This is a genomic window from Streptomyces sp. V1I1, from assembly GCF_030817355.1.
In the GTDB taxonomy this organism is placed as follows: Bacteria; Actinomycetota; Actinomycetes; order Streptomycetales; family Streptomycetaceae; genus Streptomyces.
On record NZ_JAUSZH010000001.1, the window covers coordinates 6,285,067 to 6,302,992 of the forward strand.

The 17,926-nt window shown below is 72.1% G+C and carries 19 protein-coding genes; 11 read left to right on the forward strand and 8 right to left on the reverse strand.

Annotated elements, in window-relative coordinates; translation table 11 throughout:
- Nucleotides 1–20: 20 nt before the first annotated feature.
- On the reverse strand, nt 21–656 hold the full coding sequence (locus tag QFZ67_RS29420; RefSeq protein WP_307664076.1) for a TIGR03085 family metal-binding protein: 636 nt from the start codon (nt 654–656) through the stop codon (nt 21–23).
- A gap of 84 nt (nt 657–740) precedes the next feature.
- Between QFZ67_RS29420 and hisI the strand changes: the two genes are divergently transcribed.
- The 11 genes from hisI (at nt 741) to lgt (ending at nt 9,925) form a co-directional block, all read left to right on the forward strand.
- Nucleotides 741–1,106 (forward strand): phosphoribosyl-AMP cyclohydrolase, encoded by a 366-nt coding sequence (hisI, locus tag QFZ67_RS29425; protein WP_307664077.1) that lies wholly within the window; start codon nt 741–743, stop codon nt 1,104–1,106.
- 11 nt (nt 1,107–1,117) lie between these two features.
- Entirely contained in the window at nt 1,118–2,635 is a 1,518-nt protein-coding gene (locus QFZ67_RS29430) for an anthranilate synthase component I (protein WP_307664078.1), read from the forward strand.
- Nucleotides 2,636–2,652: 17 nt separating this feature from the next.
- Nucleotides 2,653–3,297 carry a TIGR02234 family membrane protein gene (locus QFZ67_RS29435; RefSeq protein WP_307664079.1) on the forward strand — a complete coding sequence of 215 codons (645 nt, stop codon included), beginning with the start codon at nt 2,653–2,655 and terminating at the stop codon, nt 3,295–3,297.
- Between the two features lie 110 nt (nt 3,298–3,407).
- Nucleotides 3,408–3,689 carry an HGxxPAAW family protein gene (locus tag QFZ67_RS29440; RefSeq protein WP_307664080.1) on the forward strand — a complete coding sequence of 94 codons (282 nt, stop codon included), beginning with the start codon at nt 3,408–3,410 and terminating at the stop codon, nt 3,687–3,689.
- A gap of 121 nt (nt 3,690–3,810) precedes the next feature.
- Nucleotides 3,811–4,248: a DUF2752 domain-containing protein gene (locus QFZ67_RS29445; RefSeq protein ID WP_307664081.1), complete on the forward strand. Its 438-nt coding sequence runs from the start codon at nt 3,811–3,813 to the stop codon at nt 4,246–4,248.
- Between the two features lie 150 nt (nt 4,249–4,398).
- On the forward strand, nt 4,399–5,208 hold the full coding sequence (trpC, locus tag QFZ67_RS29450) for an indole-3-glycerol phosphate synthase TrpC (protein ID WP_307664082.1): 810 nt from the start codon (nt 4,399–4,401) through the stop codon (nt 5,206–5,208).
- 8 nt (nt 5,209–5,216) lie between these two features.
- Nucleotides 5,217–5,600, forward strand: a complete 384-nt coding sequence (gene trpM / locus QFZ67_RS39185; protein WP_373430143.1) for a tryptophan biosynthesis modulator TrpM — start codon at nt 5,217–5,219, stop codon at nt 5,598–5,600.
- A gap of 229 nt (nt 5,601–5,829) precedes the next feature.
- Nucleotides 5,830–7,128: a tryptophan synthase subunit beta gene (trpB, locus tag QFZ67_RS29455; RefSeq protein ID WP_307664083.1), complete on the forward strand. Its 1,299-nt coding sequence runs from the start codon at nt 5,830–5,832 to the stop codon at nt 7,126–7,128.
- Nucleotides 7,125–7,940 carry a tryptophan synthase subunit alpha gene (gene trpA / locus QFZ67_RS29460; protein ID WP_307664084.1) on the forward strand — a complete coding sequence of 272 codons (816 nt, stop codon included), beginning with the start codon at nt 7,125–7,127 and terminating at the stop codon, nt 7,938–7,940. The genes trpB and trpA overlap by 4 nt, the downstream gene beginning before the upstream one ends.
- Before the next feature lie 63 nt (nt 7,941–8,003).
- Nucleotides 8,004–8,837, forward strand: a complete 834-nt coding sequence (locus QFZ67_RS29465; protein WP_307664085.1) for a thioredoxin domain-containing protein — start codon at nt 8,004–8,006, stop codon at nt 8,835–8,837.
- A 128-nt stretch (nt 8,838–8,965) separates the two neighbouring features.
- Nucleotides 8,966–9,925: a prolipoprotein diacylglyceryl transferase gene (lgt, locus tag QFZ67_RS29470; protein ID WP_307664086.1), complete on the forward strand. Its 960-nt coding sequence runs from the start codon at nt 8,966–8,968 to the stop codon at nt 9,923–9,925.
- Nucleotides 9,926–10,040: 115 nt separating this feature from the next.
- Here the strand turns inward: lgt and QFZ67_RS29475 are convergent, their stop codons facing one another.
- Genes QFZ67_RS29475 through QFZ67_RS29505 form a run of 7 tightly spaced genes read right to left on the reverse strand, consistent with a single transcriptional unit; the run spans nt 10,041 to nt 17,869 of the window.
- Nucleotides 10,041–10,841 (reverse strand): CoA ester lyase, encoded by an 801-nt coding sequence (locus QFZ67_RS29475; RefSeq protein ID WP_307664087.1) that lies wholly within the window; start codon nt 10,839–10,841, stop codon nt 10,041–10,043.
- The gene (locus QFZ67_RS29480) at nt 10,838–12,043 is read right to left on the reverse strand and encodes a CaiB/BaiF CoA-transferase family protein (RefSeq protein WP_307664088.1); all 1,206 of its coding nucleotides are present in this window, start codon (nt 12,041–12,043) and stop codon (nt 10,838–10,840) included. Before QFZ67_RS29480 ends, QFZ67_RS29475 begins: the two co-directional genes overlap by 4 nt.
- Nucleotides 12,040–12,927: a ribokinase gene (gene rbsK / locus QFZ67_RS29485; protein ID WP_307664089.1), complete on the reverse strand. Its 888-nt coding sequence runs from the start codon at nt 12,925–12,927 to the stop codon at nt 12,040–12,042. The genes QFZ67_RS29480 and rbsK overlap by 4 nt, the downstream gene beginning before the upstream one ends.
- Nucleotides 12,924–14,402 (reverse strand): ADP-ribosylglycohydrolase family protein, encoded by a 1,479-nt coding sequence (locus QFZ67_RS29490; RefSeq protein WP_307664090.1) that lies wholly within the window; start codon nt 14,400–14,402, stop codon nt 12,924–12,926. The genes rbsK and QFZ67_RS29490 overlap by 4 nt, the downstream gene beginning before the upstream one ends.
- Nucleotides 14,399–15,562, reverse strand: a complete 1,164-nt coding sequence (locus QFZ67_RS29495) for an ADP-ribosylglycohydrolase family protein (protein WP_307664091.1) — start codon at nt 15,560–15,562, stop codon at nt 14,399–14,401. Before QFZ67_RS29495 ends, QFZ67_RS29490 begins: the two co-directional genes overlap by 4 nt.
- Nucleotides 15,528–16,799 carry an ADP-ribosylglycohydrolase family protein gene (locus QFZ67_RS29500; RefSeq protein WP_307664092.1) on the reverse strand — a complete coding sequence of 424 codons (1,272 nt, stop codon included), beginning with the start codon at nt 16,797–16,799 and terminating at the stop codon, nt 15,528–15,530. Before QFZ67_RS29500 ends, QFZ67_RS29495 begins: the two co-directional genes overlap by 35 nt.
- Complete coding sequence (locus QFZ67_RS29505) at nt 16,796–17,869, reverse strand: ADP-ribosylglycohydrolase family protein (protein ID WP_307664093.1); 1,074 nt, start codon at nt 17,867–17,869, stop codon at nt 16,796–16,798. Before QFZ67_RS29505 ends, QFZ67_RS29500 begins: the two co-directional genes overlap by 4 nt.
- Nucleotides 17,870–17,926 lie beyond the last annotated feature (57 nt).

Here is a 17,926-nt window from a genome sequence, read left to right on the forward strand (position 1 = left end):
CGTACGGGTGACCGGGTGACCTACATCCCGAACGCCTCGGTCTCGTGCAGCCGCGCGATCGCGTCCTTGTCGCCCTCCAGCTCCACCCGCGCCACGTCCTGCCGTCCGAAGGCGAACATCGTCAGCTCACCCGGCTCCCCGGTCACCGTCACCACCGGGGTGCCGCGGTGGGCGACCGCCGTCTGCCCGTCCGTACGCCGCAGCACAAGCCCGACCGGTGCCTTGCGGCCCAGCAGCCTGGCCGCCTTCTCGAGGCGCGACCACAGGGCGTCCTCGAAGACCCGGTCCAGATCGCGCGGCGTCCAGTCCGGCTGGGCCCGCCGCACATCCTCGGTGTGCACATAGAACTCGACGGTGTTGGCCGCCTCGTCGAGCTGCTTGATCCCGTACGGAGACATCCGCGGCGGTCCCGTACGGATCAGCTGGATGAGCTCCTCGTACGGCTTCGAGGCGAACTCCGCCTGGACCCGTTCCAGCCGGTCCTTGAGCGCGCCGATCAGAATCCCGCCCGCCGCGTCCATCCGCCGCTCCCGCACCACCACATGGGCGGCCAGATCACGGGTCTTCCAGCCTTCGCACAGGGTCGGAGCATCGGGGCCCGCCGTCTCCAACAGGTCGGCGAGCAGAAGTCGTTCACGCTTGGCATGGGTCGACATGTCCGCCAGCCTACGGCGGCCGCACCGGGTCCGCCCAGTGGACGCACCGCCCGCCACCCCCGCCGGGCACGGCACAATGGCCATATGACCAGCAGTGTCCCCGCCAGCTCCCTCGATCCCGCCGTCGCCGCCCGCCTCAGGCGCAGCGCCGACGGCCTGGTTCCGGCCATCGCCCAGCAGTACGACACCGGTGAGGTGCTGATGCTCGGGTGGATGGACGACGAGGCCCTGCACCGCACCCTGACCACCGGCCGCTGTACCTACTGGTCCCGCAGCCGCCAGGAGTACTGGGTCAAGGGCGACACATCCGGCCATGTCCAGTACGTCAAGTCCGTCGCGCTGGACTGCGACGCCGACGCGATCCTCGTCAAGGTCGACCAGGTCGGAGCCGCCTGCCACACCGGGGCCCGCACCTGCTTCGACGCCGACGTGCTCCCGCTGGACCAGTAGGGTCGGGCGCCATGGATCTCGACACCTTCCGCAAGCTCGCCGCCGACCGCCGTGTCATCCCCGTCAGCCGCAAGCTCCTCGCCGACGGCGACACCCCGGTCGGGCTCTACCGCAAGCTCGCCGGCGAGCGCGAAGGCACCTTCCTCCTGGAGTCCGCCGAGAACGGCCGCTCCTGGTCCCGGTACTCCTTCATCGGCGTACGCTCCGACGCGACCCTCACCGAACGTGACGGCCATGTGCACTGGCTCGGCACCCCGCCGGTCGGCGTCCCGGTCGACGGCGACCCCCTGCGGGCCCTGCGCGCCACCGTCGAGGCGCTGCACACTCCCCCTACGCCTAGCGGCGTGGGAGGTACCCCCACACGCGACCTCGCTTCCGGAATGCCACCCTTCACCGGCGGCATGGTCGGCTATCTCGGGTACGACATCGTCCGCAGGCTGGAGAAGATCGGCCCCGGCGAGCGCGACGACCTGAAGCTCCCCGAGCTGACCATGCTGCTCACCTCCGACCTCGCCGTGCTCGACCACTGGGACGGCACCGTCCTGCTGATCGCCAACGCGATCAACCACAACGACCTCGACACCGGCGTCGACGAGGCCTACGCCGACGCCGTCGCGCGCCTGGACGCTATGGAGGCCGACCTCACACGGCCGCTGGCCTCCGCGCCCGCCGTGCTGCCGCCCTCCGAGCTGCCGGAGTTCTCCGCGCTGTGGGGCGGCGAGGACTACCAGGACGCCGTCGAGGACATCAAGGAGCGCATCCGGGCCGGCGAGGCCTTTCAGGTCGTGCCCTCCCAGCGGTTCGAAACCCCTTGTACGGCAAGCGCGTTGGACGTCTACCGCGTGCTGCGGGCAACCAACCCCAGCCCGTACATGTACCTCTTCCGCTTCGATGGCTTCGATGTCGTCGGCTCCAGCCCCGAGGCGCTCGTCAAGGTCGAGGACGGGCACGCCATGGTCCACCCCATCGCCGGGACCCGGCCGCGCGGCGCGACCCCGCAGGAGGACCAGGCGCTCGCCGACGAGCTGATGGCCGACCCCAAGGAGCGTGCCGAACACCTGATGCTGGTCGACCTCGGCCGCAACGACCTGGGCCGGGTCTGCGAGCCCGGCAGCGTCGAGGTCGTCGATTTCATGTCGATCGAGCGGTACTCCCACGTCATGCACATCGTCTCGACGGTGACCGGCCAGGTCGCCGAGGGCCGTACCGCCTTCGACGTGCTGACCGCCTGCTTCCCCGCCGGCACCCTCTCCGGCGCCCCCAAGCCGCGCGCGATGCAGATCATCGACGAGCTGGAGCCCTCGCGGCGCGGACTGTACGGCGGCTGCGTCGGCTATCTCGACTTCGCCGGTGACTCCGACACCGCGATCGCCATCCGTACCGCACTGCTGCGCGACGGCACGGCGTTCGTGCAGGCCGGAGCGGGGGTCGTGGCCGACTCGGACCCGGTCGCCGAGGACACCGAGTGCCGCAACAAGGCGGCCGCGGTGCTCCGCGCCGTGCACACCGCGAACCGCCTCAACAGCTGACTGGGCGGTAAGGGATAGTGGGGTATGTGAGCGCTGTACCCGTACCCCAGCCCCGCGCCGGATCGGCATCCGCCACCGGCAGCCGCCGCAGCCTCGCCGCGGCCCTGTTCCTCGGCGCCGTCGGCGCGACCGTCGTACTGCTCGCCGCCGGCCAGGTCTGGGCCGAGGGCAGGGCAGCCGTCGGCGGCGGCACGCTGCCGCTCGACGCCCAGGGCAGCGATGTCACCGGAGTCCCGACGGCGCTCGCCATCGTCGGCCTGGCCGCCCTCGTCGCCGTCTTCGCGGTGCGCAGCGCGGGCCGGCTGCTCGTCGCCGTGCTGCTCGCCCTGAGCGGGGCCGGCGCGGCGCTCGCCGCCTTCCTCGGGGCCTCCGACAGCGCGGCCCTCGACGAGCAGGCGGCGAAGACCACCGGCGACGCGGCCGCCACGGTCGAGGCGCTCACCCACACCGCCTGGCCCTATGTGACCGTGGCCGGCAGCCTGCTGATCCTGCTCGCGGGCCTGCTCGCGCTGCGGTACGGCAAGCAGTGGCCCACGATGTCCGGCCGGTACGAGCGCGACGGCACCCCCCGGCCGCGCAAGGCACCGGCCGTGGACCCGGACCGGCCCGAGGATCTGTGGAAGGCCCTGGACCGCGGCGAGGACCCGACGCGGGAAGCGTGAGACACCCCACGTCATCGCATGCCACGGCGTACGGGACAATGTGAGGTGAGCTTCCGGCTCACCACAGCGCAACAGGTCACCCCAGAGCATCATCAACGAGGAGCAAACTCATGGCGGGCAGCAGCCACGGACACACCCCGGCCGCCTGGACCGGTGTCACCATCGCCTTCATCGGCTTCTGTGTCGCAGGCGTCTTCATGGTGGCGGCCAATCCGCTCGGCTTCTGGGCCGGAGTGGCCGTGATCATCCTCGGCGGCGTGGTCGGCCTGGCCATGAAGGCCGCCGGACTCGGCATGCCGAAGGAGTCGGAGGCCCACGTGCGGGCGAGGTCGCAGGCGGACCAGGCGCAGGTCGCCACGGCACAGCCCGCCACGGCGCAGGCGTCCTCCTGACGCTGCCGTACGGCTCCACGCTGCGAGGCGCAGCCCAGCGTTGCCGGGCTGCGCCTCTGTGTATGCCCCTTTTCCGTATGCGCCTTTCCGTATCAACGGCGACAATCACGGGGTGGACGCCATGCCTTCTCCCGCCGCACCCGCCCGTGAGCCCGGCCCTGCCCCGCTCGCACGGCGACTGGCGACGCCCCTGGCCACCCTCGCCGGGGTCGCCGCGGCCTTCGCGTATGTCGGCACGGTCGATCCCAACGAACCGGGCCACTACCCGGTCTGCCCGCTGTTCCGCTTCACCGGGATCTACTGCCCGGGCTGCGGGGGGCTGCGCAGTGCCCACGCGTTCATCCACGGAGATCTGACCACCGCGCTCGGGACCAATGCCATCGCCGTCGCGGGCTACGGAATCTTCGCCGTAGTGTGGGTGGTGTGGCTGATTCACGCCGCACGGGGCGTGCCCCTGCGGATCGCCGTCACGCCGGTGTGGTGGTGGTCGCTCGGCGGTGTACTCCTCGCCTTCAGCGTGATCCGGAACCTGCCGTTCGGCTCTGCGCTCGCGCCGTGACCGTGCCCGTCCGGGGGACGACCCCGGACCCGCAAAGTCCCAGGTAGTGGGACGGGCGTCAACCGGATGCGAGGCCCGGGCCCTCCTGCGGATACCATCGACATGGCTGATCCTGATCCATCTGAACCGTCCCGGAAGGGGGCCGCTCGCGTGAGTGTGCTCGACGAGATCATTGAAGGCGTGCGCGCCGACCTCGCAGAGCGGCAGGCGCGTGTGGGCCTCGACGAGCTGAAGGAGCGCGCCGCCAAGGCTCCTGCGGCCAAGGACGGCGTCGCCGCGCTGCGTGGCGAGGGCGTCCATGTGATCTGTGAGGTCAAGCGCTCCAGCCCGTCGAAGGGCGCGTTGGCCGCGATCGCCGACCCGGCCGGGCTCGCCGCCGACTACGAGGCGGGCGGCGCGGCCGTCATCTCCGTACTGACCGAGCAGCGCCGCTTCGGCGGCTCGCTCGCCGACCTCGAAGCCGTCCGCGCCAGGGTGGACATCCCGGTGCTGCGCAAGGACTTCATCGTCACCGCGTACCAGCTGTGGGAGGCCAGGGCCTACGGCGCCGACCTCGTTCTGCTGATCGTCGGAGCGCTGGAGCAGGAGGCCCTGGTCTCGCTGATCGAGCGCGCCGAGTCGATCGGGCTCACCCCGCTGGTCGAGGTGCACGACGAGGACGAGGTCGAGCGCGCGGTGGAGGCCGGAGCGAAGATCATCGGCGTCAACGCCCGCGATCTGAAGACGCTGCAGGTCGACCGCTCGACGTTCGAGCGGGTCGCCCCCGAGATTCCGGCGCACATCGTCAAGATCGCCGAGTCCGGTGTGCGCGGTCCGCACGACCTGATCGCCTACGCGAACGCGGGCGCCGACGCGGTGCTGGTCGGCGAGTCCCTGGTCACCGGCCGTGACCCGAAGTCGGCGGTCGCCGACCTGGTCGCCGCGGGTGCGCACCCGGCCCTGCGTCACGGGCGGAGCTGACCGACCCCATGACCGCCGTCGGCCGTGTGGCCCCGCAGTACCGGACGCCGTCGCGTCCGGCGGCGGGCGACGTGCGCAGGACGGTCACGGCTCCCCGCGGCGCGGCGCTCGCCGCCGCGCGTGACCCATACGCGCGGCTGGCCCGAGGCTGCAAGCCCCGCGGCTGCCGGGCCCCGGCCCGCCGGGTACACGGCCGCCGGGTGCGATACGTCATCGGCTCCGAGCCGGGCCAGGTCAACGGCATGCGCGATGGCGCGCGGTTCGCGCGTGCGACTGCCGCTAGGCGGTCTCGGGCGGGTGCTTTCCCCACCCCGCCCCTTCCCGAACTGGGGGCAAGCCCCCAGACCCCCGTACGCCCTTCGGGCGTGTCCTCAATCGCCGGACGGGCTTGAAGTTCCGCCCGGACGGGCGGAACTTCAAGCGTCCGGGCAAATCAAGCCGCGTGGGGGTCCCCCCGGACGAAGTCTGGGGGAGATTGAGGCGCGGGGTCCGGGGCGGAGCCCCGGTTACGGGTAGGGGCGGGGTGGGGAACAACGCCCCGTCGGGCAGCCGCGCACGCGCATACCGTGTCCCTTGCACACCAGACTTCTGGGGCAACCGCCCCGACAAGGAGCATGTCGCATGTCGAGCGACTTCTTCATCCCGGACCCGGAGGGTCAAGTCCCCAGCGCCGAGGGCTACTTCGGCGCATTCGGCGGCAAGTTCATCCCCGAGGCGCTCGTCGCCGCGGTCGACGAGGTTGCCGTCGAGTACGACAAGGCCAAGGCCGACCCCGCCTTCGCCGCCGAGCTCAATGACCTGATGGTCAACTACACCGGCCGCCCCAGCGCCCTCACCGAGGTGCCCCGGTTCGCCGAGCACGCCGGCGGGGCGCGGGTCTTCCTGAAGCGGGAGGATCTCAACCACACCGGCTCGCACAAGATCAACAACGTGCTGGGCCAGGCGCTGCTCACCAAGCGCATGGGCAAGACCCGGGTCATCGCCGAGACCGGCGCCGGCCAGCACGGCGTCGCGACCGCGACCGCCTGCGCGCTCTTCGGCCTCGAGTGCACCATCTACATGGGTGAGATCGACACCCAGCGCCAGGCCCTGAACGTGGCGCGGATGCGGATGCTCGGCGCCGAGGTCATCCCGGTGGCCTCCGGCAGCCGGACCCTGAAGGACGCCATCAACGAGGCGTTCCGCGACTGGGTCGCCAATGTGGACCGTACGCACTATCTCTTCGGCACGGTCGCCGGACCGCACCCCTTCCCCGCCATGGTCCGCGACTTCCACCGCGTCATCGGCGTCGAGGCCCGCCGCCAGATCCTGGAGCGGGCCGGCCGGCTGCCGGACGCCGCCGTCGCCTGCGTCGGCGGCGGGTCAAACGCGATCGGGCTGTTCCACGCCTTCATCCGGGACGCGTCCGTACGGCTCATCGGCTGCGAGCCCGCGGGCCACGGCATCGAGTCCGGCGAGCACGCGGCCACTCTGACCGCGGGCGAGCCCGGCATCCTGCATGGTTCGCGCTCGTACGTCCTGCAGGACGAGGAGGGCCAGATCACCGAGCCGTACTCGATCTCCGCCGGACTCGACTACCCCGGCATCGGCCCCGAGCACTCGTACCTCAAGGACAGCGGCCGGGCCGAGTACCGCGCGGTGACCGACGACGAGGCCATGCAGTCGCTGCTGCTGCTGTCCCGTACCGAGGGCATCATTCCGGCGATCGAGTCCGCGCACGCGCTGGCCGGTGCGCTGGAAGTCGGCCGGGAACTGGGCAAGGACGGTCTGATCGTCGTCAATCTGTCCGGCCGTGGCGACAAGGACATGGACACCGCCGCCCGTTACTTCGGGCTGTACGACGGCGAGGGGGACGCGAAGGTCACCGCCGACGCCTCCGCGGAGAACGGCTACGCCGAGATCAGGAGGGACGCGAAGTGAGCGGCAACATCCAGCTGTTGAGCGACACCCTGGCGCAGGCCAGGAACGAGAACCGGGCCGCGCTCATCGCGTACCTCCCGGCCGGCTTCCCGACCGTCGACGGCGGTATCGAGGCGGTCAAGGCCGCCCTGGACGGCGGCGCTGACGTGGTCGAGGTCGGGCTGCCGCACAGCGACCCCGTCCTCGACGGCCCCGTCATCCAGACCGCCGACGACATCGCCCTGCGCGGCGGCGTCAAGATCGCCGACGTGATGCGTACGGTCCGCGAGGCGCACGAGTCCACCGGCAAGCCGGTCCTCGTGATGACGTACTGGAATCCGATCGACCGCTACGGCATCGAGCGCTTCACCGCCGAGCTCGCCGACGCGGGCGGCGCCGGCTGCATCCTGCCCGACCTGCCGGTCGAGGAGGCCGGCGTGTGGCGCGAGCACGCCGAGAAGCACGGCCTCGCCACGGTCTTCGTTGTCGCGCCGAGCAGCAAGGACGCCCGGCTGGCGAAGATCACGGCGGCCGGTTCCGGCTTTGTGTACGCGGCTTCGCTGATGGGCGTGACCGGCACCCGTGAGTCGGTGGGCGCACAGGCCCAGGACCTGGTACGGCGCACCCGCGCCACCACCGAGCTGCCGGTCTGCGTGGGCCTCGGCGTCTCCAACCCCGAGCAGGCCGCCGAGGTCGCCTCCTTCGCGGACGGCGTGATCGTCGGGTCCGCGTTCGTGAAGCGGCTCCTCGACGCACCGGACCAGGCCACGGGCCTGGCGGCGGTGCGGGAACTGGCGGCCGAACTCGCCGAAGGCGTGCGCCGGGACGCGTAGCTCATAAGGGTGGATCTCGGACCGGGGAGGCATGCACATGCCTCCCTGGTTCGTTTGCCGGATGTGAGCGAGAAGAACCAGGAACGGAAGCGGACCGCGCGCGAGCGGCTCCAACAGGAACGTGAGTCGGAGAAGGCGCGTGAGAAACGACGGCGGCTGCTGATCGTCTCCGCCGCGGTGGTCGGCGTCCTCGGCCTCGCCGCCGTCGTCGGCGTGATCGCCGCGAACGCCGGGAAGAAGAAGGACAGCGGCTCGGACGCCGGTCCGCTCCTCGCGCCCGCGGGCGTGCAGGGCAAGGACCAGCTCGCGATCCCGGTGGGCGCGAGCGACGCCCCGTCCACGCTCACGGTGTGGGAGGACTTCCGCTGCCCGGCCTGCGCCGCTTTCGAGAACGGTCTCCGAGACACCATCCATGAGCTGGAGCAGGCGGGCAAGCTCAAGATCGAGTACCACCTCGCCACCATCATCGACGGGAACATGGGCGGCAGCGGCTCGTTGCACGCGGCGAACGCCGCGGCGTGCGCCCAGGACGTGGGGAAATTCGCCCCGTACCACGACGTGCTGTACCAGAACCAGCCGCCGGAGACGGACGACGCCTTCGCCCAGAACAGCAGGCTGATCGAGCTCGCGGGCAAGGTCGACGGCCTGGACACACCCGAATTCCGCAGCTGTGTGGAGGACGGCAAGCACAGCAGCTGGGTGACCAAGTCGAACACCGCCTTCAAGAACGGCGGCTTCGGCGGTACCCCGACCGTGCTGCTCAACGGGGAGTCCGTCTTCCCGCAGAAGGGCTCCGAGCAGATCTCCGTCGCCAACTTCAAGAAGTGGGTCGAAGAGGCGAACAAGGGCAAGAAGCCGGGCACCGATCGCTCCACGCCGAGCCCGGCCTCCTCCTGACGGCTTCCGGGCAGCCTCCTGGCGTACATCGGTGTACATCGGCGTACGTCCGGGACGCGGCTCGTTATCCAGAAGTTGCCGGGTGGGTTGCCGTGCGTCCGGCCCGGCAGGGTAGCGTCGGTCCTGCCATGGATATTGCCTACATTCCCAGCCCGTCGACCGGAGTGATCCATCTCGGACCACTCCCGCTGCGCGGCTATGCCTTCTGCATCATCATCGGTGTCTTCGCGGCCGTCTGGTACGGCAACAAGCGCTGGATCGCTCGCGGCGGCAAGGCCGGCACCGTGGCCGACATCGCCGTCTGGGCGGTGCCCTTCGGTCTCGTCGGCGGCCGGCTGTACCACGTGATCACCGACTACCAGCTGTACTTCAGCGAGGGTGAGAACTGGGTCGACGCCTTCAAGATCTGGGAGGGCGGCCTCGGCATCTGGGGCGCGATCGCGCTGGGCGCGGTCGGCGCCTGGATCGGCTGTCGCCGCCGCGGGATCCCGCTGCCGGCCTGGGCGGACGCTCTCGCGCCCGCCATCGCCATAGCGCAGGCGATCGGCCGCTGGGGCAACTGGTTCAACCAGGAGCTGTACGGCAAGCCGACGGATCTGCCGTGGGCCCTCAAGATCACCGAGGGTACGAACCGCGAGGCGGGCCTCTACCACCCGACGTTCCTGTACGAGTCCCTGTGGTGCATCGGCGTCGCGCTGCTGGTCATCTGGGCCGACCGGCGCTTCAAGCTGGGACACGGCCGGGCGTTCGCGCTCTACGTCGCCTCCTACTGCGTGGGCCGGGCCTGGATCGAGTACATGCGGGTCGACGAGGCGCACCACGTGCTGGGGTTGCGCCTCAATGTGTGGACCTCGATTGTCGTCTTCGTGCTGGCGGTGACGTACATGGTGATCTCGGCGCGGGTGCGGCCCGGGCGCGAGGAGATCGTCGAGCCGGAGAGGTCCGACAAGTCGGCGAAGGCGGCGGCTGCGAAGCCGGAGGCGGACGACGCTGCGGGCGACCCGGCTGAGGACCCGGCGGACGGGGACGAGGCTGCTGCGGAGGACTCGGCCGCAGACGTGGACGCGGAGTCGGCCAAGAAGGGCTGACCGCCGGCACTTGCGCAACTTAGGCGACTTGCGCGACTTACGTGACGAGGCCGCCGGGACCGAGTGGTTCCGGCGGCCTCGTGCGTTCCCCGTCTGCTCCTCCGCTCCTCCGCTCCTATCCGCCCTCGCGTCGCGCGAGGGAGAGGGTCCGCTGCGCCGCTGCCACGATCGCGGCGTCCACGAAGCGGCCGTCCGGCAGGGCCAGCGCGCCCTCGTCCGTGGCGGCCGCCTTGACGACCTCCTCCGCCGCCTCGATCTCCTCGGGCGTGGGGCGGAACGCCCGCTCGATGACCGGGAGCTGGCGGGGGTGGATGGCCGCCCGGCCCAGGAAGCCGAGGGCGCGGCCGTGGGTGCAGGAGGCGTAGAGGGCGTCCAGGTCGCGGATGTCGGGGAAGACGGACTGGACCGGTGGCGCCAGGCCTGCCGCGCGGGCGGCGACCACGATGCGGGTGCGCGGCCAGTCGAGGCCGGTGCCGTCCCGTATGCCGAGGTCTGCGCGGAGGTCTGCCTCGCCGATGGCGATGCCGTGGACGGCGGGGTGTGCGGTGGCGATGGAGTACGCGTGCTCGATGGCGAGCGCGGACTCGAGGAGCGGATAGAGGGGGACGCCTGGTGCGCGGGCCGCGATCCGCCGGATGTCAGTGGCGTATGCGACCTTGGGGATACGCAGAGCACAGAGGCCGGGGAGTGTGGTCAGGGCCTCGATGTCATGGGGGGTGTTGATGCGGACATGGACCGGAAGCGTCTGGGGGGAAGCGAGAAGTTCGGCTGTGGCGGCCAGCGCGTACTTCTTGCGGTCGGGGGACACGGCGTCCTCCAGGTCGACGATCACGACGTCGGCGTTGGAGGCGAGGGCCTTGTGGACGACCTCGGGCCGGTCCCCGGGGGCGTACAGCCAGGTGAGGGGTGTGGTCATAGGGCGCCCTGGGTGCGCAGAGCGGTGATTTCGGCCCGGGACAGGCCGAGTTCGCTGAGGACCTCGTCCGTGTCGGCGCCGTGCGGGCGGCCCGCCCAGCGGATGGCGCCTGGGGTCTCGGAGAGCCGGAATAGGACGTTCTGCATCCGGAGGGTGCCGAGTTCGGGGTCGGGGACCTCGGTGATGGTGTCCAGCGCTTGGTATTGGGGGTCTTCCATGACGTCACGGACGTCGTAGATCGGTGCGATCGCCGCTTCGGCCTTCTCGAAGGCGGCCATGGCTTCGGCGCGGGTGCGGCAGGCGATCCAGCCGCCGACCGCCTCGTCGAGCACGTCGGCGTGCTCGGCACGGCCGCTGCCGGTGCTGAACCACGGCTCGTCGATCACGTCCGGGCGACCGACCAGATGCATGACGCGTTCGGCGATGGACTGGGCGGAGGTGGAGACGGCCAGCCAGGAGCCGTCGGCCGTGCGGTAGGTGTTGCGCGGGGCGTTGTTGCAGGAGCGGTTGCCGGTCCGTTTCTGTACGTACCCGGTCTGGTCGTACCAGAGGGGCTGCGGGCCGAGCACGGTCAGGATCGGCTCGATGATCGCCATGTCGATGACCTGGCCGCGGTCGGTGGCGGTGCGGGCGGTGAGCGCGGTCATGACGGCGTACGCGGTGGCGAGCGCCGCGATCGAGTCGGCGAGGCCGAACGGAGGGAGGGTGGGCGGACCTTCGGGCTCGCCGGTGATGGAGGCGAAGCCGCTCATCGCCTCGGCGAGGGTGCCGAAGCCGGGGCGGTGGGAGTACGGGCCGAGCTGTCCGAAGCCGGTGACGCGGGTCAGCACGAGGCCGGGGTTGGCTGTGCTCAGCTCCTCCCAGCCGAGCTGCCACTTCTCCAGGGTGCCGGGGCGGAAGTTCTCGATGATCACGTCGGCGGTTTTCGCGAGACGGAGGAGGATCTCGCGGCCGTCGGGGGTGGACAGGTCAAGGGTGACGGTGCGTTTGTTGCGGCCGAGCAGCTTCCACCACAGGCCGACGCCGTCCTTGTCGGGGCCGTGACCCCGGGAGGGATCGGGCCGGGTGGGGTGCTCGACTTTGATGACCTCCGCGCCGAAGTCGCCGAGCATGGTGGCGGCGAGCGGGCCCGCGAAGAGAGTGGCCAGGTCGAGGACGCGCAGGCCGGTGAGGGGAGCGGCCGGCGGGGGAGCGTGGGTCATGAGGCGTCGTCGATCTCTGAGCGGTACGGCATGGAGGTGGAGGCGCCGGGGCGCTGGACGCACAGGGCGGCGGCGGCCGAGGCCCAGGTCAGGGCCTGTTGTACGGGCCTGCCCTCGACGAGCGCGACGGCGAGGGCGCCGACGAAGGTGTCGCCGGCGCCGGTCGTGTCGACGGCCCGTACGCGAGGCGCGGGCACGGTGACGGGAGCCGCGCCCCGGGCCGCGTACAGGCTGCCCGCCGAGCCGAGTGTGATCACGACCTCGGGGACCTGACGCAGCAGCGCCTCGGCGGCCAGGTGCGGGTCGGCGACGCCGGCGAGGGTGGCCGCCTCGTGCTCATTGGGCACCAACAGGTCGGTGACGGCGAGGAGTTCGGGAGGAAGGGGCTGCGCGGGGGCGGGGGTGAGGACGGTCCGTACACCGTTCCGGCGCGCGGCTTCGGCGCCGTCGAGTACGGCGCTCAGGGGGAGTTCGAGCTGGAGGAGCAGCGCGACGGAGGAGGCGATGAGGGCCTCGTCGCCGGGGACGAGGGCGGTGACGGTGCCGTTCGCGCCGGGGATCACGACGATCGAGTTGCCGCCTTCTTCGTCTACGACGATGTGTGCGGTGCCGGAGGGGCCTTCCGCGGTGCGCAGAAGGTCGGTGTCGACGCCGGACGATTCGAGCGTGTGCCGTAGCCGTACGCCGAAGTCGTCCGAGCCGACCGCGCCGATCATGGCGACGTCGCCGCCGGCGCGGGCGGCGGCGACGGCCTGGTTGGCGCCCTTGCCGCCGGGGATCGTGAGGAATTCCCTTCCGGTGACGGTCTCTCCGCGTTTCGGCGCGTGCGAGACGTACGCGACGAGGTCCATGTTGGTGCTGCCGAGCACCGCGATGCCGGTCATGGGCGGAGTGCCTCCTGGTGAGTGAGGTGGGCGAGGGTGTCGAAGCCGATGCCGTCGAAGCCGGCGACAGAGGTGGCGAGACGGTTCTTGAGGGCGGTGGTCCAGCGGTCGGGGATCGCGGCGGGGTGGCCGGCGAGCAGGCCCGCGACGGAGCCGGCGGTCGCGCCGTTGGAGTCGGTGTCCCAGCCCCCGGAGACGGCACGGCAGATGGAGCCGGTGAAATCGCCGTCGGCGTGGGTGAGGGCGGCGGCGAGGAGGGCGGCGTTGGGGATGACGTGGACCCAGTGGTGGTGGCCGAGGGCGGTGTGGAGCCGGTCCACGACGGTGTCGAAGTCGGGTTCCGCGCGGGCGGTGTCGATGCCGAGGCGGATGGCCTTGGCGAGCCGGGAGCGCGGGGGGATGACGGTGAGGCCGCTCTGCAGACACTGGTGGACGTCGCTCCGGCCACCGGCCGCGGCGGCGATGGTGGCCGCGATGAACATCGCGCCGTAGACACCGTTCGCGGTGTGGGTGAGCGACGCGTCGCGATGGGCCTGCGCGGCGGCGGCCGCGGGGGCGCCGGGGTGCGTCCAGCCGTGCACATCGGCGCGGATGGCGGCGCCGATCCACTCCCGGAAGGGGTTGCGGTGGCCGGCGGTGAGCGGGGGTTCCACGCCGGAGAGGAGATTGCGGTAGGCGACGCGCTCGGCGGTGAAGGTACGCCCGGCCGGGAGTTCGTCGAGCCAGAGCTGGGCGAGCTGGGGGGTGGTGAACGCCTTCCCGTGGCGCTGGAGGAGGAGCAGGTTGAGGAGGGGGTAGTTGAGGTCGTCGTCCTCGGGCATCCCGTCGATGTTCTCGGCGAGTGAGGTGCCGGCGGACCGGCGATTCCAGGGGTGTGCGGCGGCGAGGTCCGGGGGTAGGCCTTTGGCGGTGAACCAGGTGTGGAGGGGCCAGTTTCCAGTGGCGCGGGCGATGCTGCGGATGGCATGGAGGGGGAGCTTTTCGACCGGCTTGCCGAGGAGACAGCCGATGGCGCGGCCGAGCCAGGAGGCGTGCAGGGTATTGGGGCGGGGGTGTTTCTCCCCTGGCCCGCCCTCCCCCAGAGCCTCGCCTGGGTGGGGGTGCCCCCGGCGTGGCCAGGGGGAGTACCCCCGTGCCGAAAGCGATGGCTGATCCCCAGGCCCCCGGCTCCTCGGCGCTTCGCGCGTGGGCCAGGCCGGGCAGTCGGCCTTGATCAGGGCAAGAGGCGTCGGCTCATGCTCCGTCAACGGGGACGGCAGCAGAGCCAGTTCGTCCAGCAGCTCGTACGCCAGGGCCCGAAGCTTCGGTGGTGCGGGTGACTCAGACGCTCCGTCCCGAGGCGGGGACAGGGGGCCGCCCGCGCGTGCCCAGCGGGTGCGGATCTCCGTCGCGTCGCGGCCGTCCTCGTCCGCTTGGCGCAGTTCGTGGCGCACCAGGTCCTCCGGCTGGACCCAGGTGAGGCGGAGGCCGGTCATCGCGGATCCGTCAGACGGGCGAACGCCGATTCATGGGTGCGGCGGCGAGTCGTGTCGCGGGCGAAGATCTCGCGGGTGACCGCGGTCAGCGCCGCCGCCGGGGCGTGCAGGTCTAGGCGGCTGGCCTCGGCGACCGTCTTCGCCCAGTCACTCGGCACCGCGGACTCGCCGTGGAGCGCGCCCGCGATCGCCCCTGCCATCGTGGCGATCGAGTCGCAGTCACGGCCGTAGTTGACGGCTCCGAGAACCGTACGGCGGTAGTCACCGCCGCCCACCAGAAGCATGCCCAGGGCGATCGGGAGTTCCTCGATGGCGTGCAGCCGGGAGGGCCGGCGGGCGGCCAGCGACGGGGCGCGGTAGTCCGGGCCGACCGTGTCGAAGGGGGCGACGGCCGCCCGGAGCGGAGCCAGTGCCGAGTCGAAGTCCGAGTGGTGCGGGGCGACTTCGGCCACCGCCTCGATCGCCGCGCCCGTGCCGTCCTTGGCCAGCGAGAGTGCCGTGTCCACGACCGTTGTGGGCGTCGCGCCGGGCAGGCACGCCGCAGCGACCGCCGCCGCGAAGACGCCCGCCGCCTCACGTCCGTACGAGGACTGGTGCGCGCCCGCGATGTCGATGGCCTCGGCGTAGGCGGCCGCCGGATGCGCCGCGTTGACCAGGCCCACCGGGGCCATGTACATCGCCGCGCCGCAGTTGACGATGTTGCCGACGCCCGCCTCGCGCGGGTCGTTGTGCCCGTAGTGGAGGCGGGCCACCATCCACTTCTCGGCGAGGAAGACCCGCTGCACGGGGAGCGCCTCAGCCTCGAGCTCCGGAATCCAGCGGGGGGTCGAGATCAGGTCGGGGACCAGATGGTCGGCGACGGCGTACGCGTCGAGGTGGTCGCGGACGGTGGTGTACACGCGGATCAGCGCGTGCGTCATGAGGGTGTCGTCGGTGACGTGTCCGTCGCCCTTGTGGTACGGCGCGATGGGGCGGGCGGTGCGCCATTCGTCGCCGTGCCACGGGCCGACGATGCCGTGGACGCGGCCGCCGTGCCGCTCCACGATCTGCTCCGGGGTGTAGCCCTCGACCGGGCCGCCGAGCGCGTCACCGACCGCCGCGCCGATCAGGCTGCCGCTGATCCGGTCATCGAGTGTGAGCGTCGCGAGTGTCGTCGTCATGCCGGAATTGTCCACCCGGGGCGGTCAGTTCCGTGTGTGCGAGCAGCCCGGCGAGTTCGACGAGATCCGTCCCGGCGAGCCGCGGGAGCGCGCAGCCGGCCAGGATGCGGCACGCGTCGCGCCAGGTGGCGGGCACGGCATCGCCGCCGCCGAGCGCGCCGGTCAGGGCGCCGGCGAGGGCGGGTGCGGAGTCGGCGACGCGGGACAGACAGGCGGCCGCGGGCACGGCTTCGGCGACCCGGCCGCGGGCGGCGGTGGCGAGGGCGAGGGCGACGGGGACGGTCTCGGCGGCGGCGATGCCGTAGCTGTAGACGTGGTCGACGATCTGGTGCTCGAGGAGGGGTACGAGTTCGAAGGCGCCGTGGGCGTCGCGGGCGAGCTTGACGGCGTGCTGGGCGTTGCGGCCGATTTCGGTGGCGTCGGGGAGTTCGGCGAGGGCGGCGTCGACGGCGTCGTCGACGGGCGCGCCGCCGAGCGCCGCGGCCACGGCCGCCGCCATGGCGCGGGCGCCGTGCACCCCGTCGCCGTCCTGGCTGTAACGCGCGTCGAACTCGGCGAGCGCGGCGGCGGCGGCCGGGTCGCCGGGGTGGACGACGGCGAGGACGGCGGCGCGTACGCAGGCGGCGTCGTCGAAGAAGTGCGGGTTGTCGTGGCCGGTGGCGGGCGGGCGGAGGCCCGTGGCGAGATTGCCGAGCCCGGCGCGTACGGAGATCCGGGCGCGGAGGGGGAGTACGGCGGACTCGACCTCGGGGGCGCGGTCGGCGGCCGCGGCGACCTCGCTGGCGAGGGAGTTCCAGGCGAGATCGACGGCGGCGCGCATCCGGCGGCCGGGCGCGAGCCCGGCGAAGAGATCACCGGCGGCGGTGAGCACGGTCTCGGCGGCGAAGGCGGCCCACTCGGCGTCGTCGGAAGGACCGAGGCGGAGGGGTTCGGGGGACTGGTTGAGGGCGATGGGGACGGGGAGCGTGGTGGTCGCGTTCTGCTCGGCGAAGTCGTCGAGCTCACGGGTGAGCCGCCGGGTCCACTCGGGCATCCGCGCGGCCCGATGCCGCGCGGACGGCCACCCGGCGGCGTCCCCCGCGGCGAGCCCGAGAAGAAGCCCTTCGATGGGACGGGACGGGGTGCGGCCGGAGCCCGCGGGCAGGCCCCAGGGCCCCTGGGAGGCGCTCGGCGGCGGGCCTGCCGGGGCAGGCTCGGCGGGTCCCGCGTCCTCGCGCCACCGCGGCTCGCACGTCATGACGCCGCCTGCGGGTCGTCGTCCGGGGTGAGCAGTTCCGCGATGTCCAGGACGTGGTAGCCGGTCATCGACGGGAGGCAGCTGCCGCGGACCGGGCCGATGGCCGAGGACCATTCCGGGGGGATCGCCGTGGCCCCGGACATCGCCCCGGCCAGCGCGCCGGCGACCGCCGCCGTGGTGTCCGCGTCGCGGCCCATGTTGACCGCGGTGAGGACCGACGTTCGGAAGTCTCCGCGGGCCGCCGCGAACGCGCCGAACGCCAGGCCCACCGCCTCAGGGGCCAGGTCCGTCCACGGGTAGCCGCCGATCACCACCGCCGAGCGGACCGCCCGTTCCATCGCCAGGGTGTGCGCGTGGGTGCGCTGGGCCGCGACCACCGCGCGGCGCAGGGAGCGGGCCGTCCAGGAGTCCATCGGCACGACCGAGAGCGCCGCGCCGATCACCCCGGCCGGGCCCGCGCCCGCCATCGCCGCGGCGACGCCCGCCGCAACCGCCTGGCCGCCGTAGATGCCCTCGCCGTCGTGGCTGACGGTGCCGTCGATCGCGACCAGCCGCGCCGCCTCCGCCGGGTGGCCCGCCGCGAAGACGCCGAACGGCGCCGCGCGCATCGCCAGTCCGTCACTCCACGCGTGCCGGTGCTGGGCCGAGATCGGTGCGGCGAGCCCGCGCCGCAGGTTCTCCAGGGTGCCGCGTTCGCTGAACCCCGCTCCGCGGAACGGGCCTTCGTCCAGATCCGCGATCCAGTGGTGCCACGCCTTCTCGACATGTGCGACGGTCAGCGCCGAGCCGTGCCGCGCCAGCAGCAGGCCGGAGAAGATCGCGTACTCCGTGTCGTCCGTACCCGCCGGGTCCTCGCTCACGAATCCTTCGATACGACCCCACCGGCGGCGGATCTCCGACGGCCGCATGTTCTCGGCGGGGGCGCCGAGCGCATCGCCCACCGCGAGGCCGAGCAGTGCGCCACAGGCCCGGTCGCGGAGTACGGCGGCGGTCGTAACTGCGGCGGCCGTAACAGGGGCGGTGGGGGCGTCGGCCGCGGGATCAGCGGGATTGCATGCAATCAACTCCATGGGGCGGGCCCCTTTCGCGCGCACCGAGCCTGTTCCTGCATCTGTGCCACATGCGGC

Excerpts from the sequence above, each read along its gene's own strand:
- QFZ67_RS29420 (WP_307664076.1), bottom strand. The coding sequence starts at position 656 with ATGTCGACCCATGCCAAGCGTGAACGACTTCTGCTCGCCGACCTGTTG.
- QFZ67_RS29480 (WP_307664088.1), bottom strand. The coding sequence starts at position 12,043 with ATGACCCACGCTCCCCCGCCGGCCGCTCCCCTCACCGGCCTGCGCGTC.
- rbsK (WP_307664089.1), bottom strand. The coding sequence starts at position 12,927 with ATGACCGGCATCGCGGTGCTCGGCAGCACCAACATGGACCTCGTCGCG.
- QFZ67_RS29500 (WP_307664092.1), bottom strand. The coding sequence starts at position 16,799 with ATGACGTGCGAGCCGCGGTGGCGCGAGGACGCGGGACCCGCCGAGCCT.
- QFZ67_RS29440 (WP_307664080.1), top strand. The coding sequence starts at position 3,408 with ATGGCGGGCAGCAGCCACGGACACACCCCGGCCGCCTGGACCGGTGTC.
- QFZ67_RS29430 (WP_307664078.1), top strand. The coding sequence starts at position 1,118 with ATGGATCTCGACACCTTCCGCAAGCTCGCCGCCGACCGCCGTGTCATC.
- QFZ67_RS29505 (WP_307664093.1), bottom strand. The coding sequence starts at position 17,869 with ATGGAGTTGATTGCATGCAATCCCGCTGATCCCGCGGCCGACGCCCCC.
- QFZ67_RS29475 (WP_307664087.1), bottom strand. The coding sequence starts at position 10,841 with ATGACCACACCCCTCACCTGGCTGTACGCCCCCGGGGACCGGCCCGAG.
- QFZ67_RS29490 (WP_307664090.1), bottom strand. The coding sequence starts at position 14,402 with ATGACCGGCCTCCGCCTCACCTGGGTCCAGCCGGAGGACCTGGTGCGC.
- trpB (WP_307664083.1), top strand. The coding sequence starts at position 5,830 with ATGTCGAGCGACTTCTTCATCCCGGACCCGGAGGGTCAAGTCCCCAGC.
- trpM (WP_373430143.1), top strand. The coding sequence starts at position 5,217 with ATGACCGCCGTCGGCCGTGTGGCCCCGCAGTACCGGACGCCGTCGCGT.
- lgt (WP_307664086.1), top strand. The coding sequence starts at position 8,966 with ATGGATATTGCCTACATTCCCAGCCCGTCGACCGGAGTGATCCATCTC.
- QFZ67_RS29495 (WP_307664091.1), bottom strand. The coding sequence starts at position 15,562 with ATGACGACGACACTCGCGACGCTCACACTCGATGACCGGATCAGCGGC.
- hisI (WP_307664077.1), top strand. The coding sequence starts at position 741 with ATGACCAGCAGTGTCCCCGCCAGCTCCCTCGATCCCGCCGTCGCCGCC.
- QFZ67_RS29445 (WP_307664081.1), top strand. The coding sequence starts at position 3,811 with ATGCCTTCTCCCGCCGCACCCGCCCGTGAGCCCGGCCCTGCCCCGCTC.